The organism is Planktothrix sp. (assembly GCF_046067725.1).
Lineage (GTDB): Bacteria > Cyanobacteriota > Cyanobacteriia > Cyanobacteriales > Microcoleaceae > Planktothrix.
The window spans coordinates 1-2,695 of record NZ_JBJUDF010000135.1 but is presented as its reverse complement, the minus strand read 5'-3'; the positions used below and the strand labels follow the sequence as shown (position 1 = coordinate 2,695).

Below are 2,695 nucleotides of genomic sequence, written 5' to 3'. Positions count from 1 at the left end.
CATTTTCCTCCTTAGACAACGTAACATGGCAAAGATTAAGAGCATGGACAGTTAGTAGATGTGGAAAGGCAAGTTACAAGAAGTTGACTAAATACTTCAAGAAAAACGGCAATAGAGCATGGAGCTTTGAAACACAAGAAGGTCTTAGACTATTGACCCATGCAGAAACACCTATTACCCGTCATGTAACTGTTAGACCTGAAGCATCACCCTATGATGGAAACTGGACGTACTGGAGCACAAGAAAGGATACATCCCACGATATCCCAAAACGAGTAGCATTTCTGCTTAAAAAACAAAAAGGTAAATGCAATCTCTGTGGTCAATATTTCACCCCAGATGATATTGTAGAAATCGACCATATTCAACCCACAACTCTAGGTGGGAAAGATGAATATAAGAACCTACAACTACTGCATCGCCACTGTCACGATATTAAAACGGCAACTGATGGGTCAAACAACTCAAAAGAAACCGGATGTTCTGATTGACAAAACGGGCAATTAGACTAGGAGCCGTGTGCGATGAAAGTCGCAAGCACGGTTTTGAATGGGAGGTGAGGGTTGCAAAGCTCTCATCGACCCCTAATAAGCAAGACGGTCTCGGAATAAAATTACAAGACAACGACTTAGGAGGAGATTTTATGGCGCTCGTACCCATGCGGCTTTTGCTGGATCACGCGGCTGAAAACGATTATGGACTTCCTGCATACAATGTGAACAACATGGAGCAGATCCAAGCAATTATGCAGGCTGCGGCTGAAACCAATAGCCCTGTGATTCTGCAAGCTTCTCGCGGTGCTCGTCAATATGCAGGTGAAAGCTTCCTGCGTCACCTGATTTTAGCGGCGGTGGAAACCTATCCCCACATCCCCATTGCCATGCACCAAGATCACGGCAACTCTCCCGCCACCTGCTATTCTGCGATGCGTCATGGCTTCACTAGCGTCATGATGGATGGCTCTCTCGAAGCTGATGGCAAAACCCCTGCCAGCTTTGAATATAACGTGGCTGTCACCTCGGAAGTGGTGAAAGTGGCTCACTCCATTGGCGTTAGCGTTGAAGGTGAACTGGGTTGTTTAGGTTCCCTCGAAACCATGCAAGGTGACAAAGAAGATGGTCACGGTGCAGAAGGTAAGTTAACGATGGAACAATTGTTAACTGACCCTGACCAAGCTGTTGAGTTCGTGGAAGCCACTCAAGTTGATGCTTTAGCGATCGCCATCGGAACCAGTCACGGTGCTTACAAGTTTACTCGTAAACCCACCGGGGAAATTCTGGCTATTAGCCGCATTGAAGAAATTCACCGTCGCTTACCCAATACTCACTTAGTGATGCACGGGTCTTCTTCTGTTCCTGAAGATCTCTTAGCGATGATCAATGAATACGGTGGTAAAATCCCTGAAACCTACGGGGTTCCTGTGGAAGAAATCCAAAAAGGAATTAAGAGCGGTGTCCGTAAAGTCAATATCGATACCGACAACCGTTTAGCCATTACCGCCGCCTTCCGTGAAGCTGCGTTTAAAGATCCTTCTAACTTCGATCCTCGTCACTTCCTCAAACCTTCTATCAAATACATGAAGAAAGTTTGTGCGGATCGTTATAACCAATTCGGTTCTGCGGGTCATGCTGACAAAATCAAAGTTCAAACTTTAGATGAATTTGCAGCCAAATACGCTAAAGGTGAACTGAGCGCTTCGACTAAAGCGGCTGTTGCTGTCTAATTTTAACGCTCAATTTTTAACCTAAAGGGTTTAAAAACCTGGTTTTCTCTACTGAGAAGCCAGGTTTTTGAGTCGTTAGACCTTAATCTAAATGTTCTAGGAATAATTACAAGTTCGTTAAAATACAGTTCCATCACTGTCTAATTTAAGGGGAGGAGAACCATCAGAACGGCGTTGTTTAGCGATTTCACGTCCAGCGTTCCAGGTTCCTCCTTGTAAAACTTTAACTAAGGGAAATTCCCTAGAGGTAAGGTTTAATTTTTTGCGAATAATTTCAGCAATTTGATCGAGTATAATGATGGTTAGCGATCGCCATTCTATAATGATTGTAGAATCTGGTTTATGGAAAATTTCAGATAAATGGGGTTCTTTTAATTCTAATAATCCTAAATCTAAGCTTAATCCACCATTGCGATATTCGGCTAATCCGGTTAATTGATCTAAATCCGTAATTTCTAATCCTAAATTCTGTAAAGGTTCAAGTAAAGAATAGGTTAACCATTGGGATAATTTATGAAAAGGAACAAAGGGATATTGTGAATCAAAGGCTTCCAAACCTGGATAATACCAAACATCTCCTAAATTAACCTGATGAATCGTTAATCGTCCCGGCCAAATTTCTCCTAATCCTTCTAAAATAGCACTTAAAACTGTAACTGCACTGAGTTGATGATCTTGGGTTTGGCTTAAAAAATAATCGGCTAATTTTCCAGGTCTAGGGTTTTGGTTTCCAAATAAATGAGGATAATGATATAACGTTTGACCTAATTTTTTTAATAGTTCTAATCTTCCTTGAATTCCAATTAAAGGATTATTATTATTAACTTGAAATCCTTGGATTAATTGAGATGCTGTTAAATTCATTAATCCAACAGCATCTACTTGAAAGGGATATTGAGGATCACTGGAAAATAAACCTTGACAGAACATTTGATAACTAGCAATTGCTAACCCTTCAGAACGTCGCCAAAT

3 protein-coding genes are annotated in these 2,695 nt (G+C 41.5%); 2 read left to right on the top strand and 1 reads right to left on the bottom strand.

Annotated features, from left to right (window positions below; all coding sequences use genetic code 11):
- On the top strand, positions 1–491 hold a 491-nt coding region (locus ACKPEB_RS07530), incomplete at its 5' end, for an HNH endonuclease (protein ID WP_408964251.1).
- Between the two features lie 152 nt (positions 492–643).
- Positions 644–1,723 (top strand): class II fructose-bisphosphate aldolase, encoded by a 1,080-nt coding sequence (gene fba / locus ACKPEB_RS07525; protein ID WP_408964249.1) that lies wholly within the window; start codon positions 644–646, stop codon positions 1,721–1,723.
- Between the two features lie 117 nt (positions 1,724–1,840).
- Here fba and ACKPEB_RS07520 read toward each other — a convergent pair.
- Positions 1,841–2,695, bottom strand: an 855-nt coding sequence (locus ACKPEB_RS07520) for a DUF1688 family protein (protein WP_408964248.1), incomplete at its 5' end; no start/stop codon positions are given.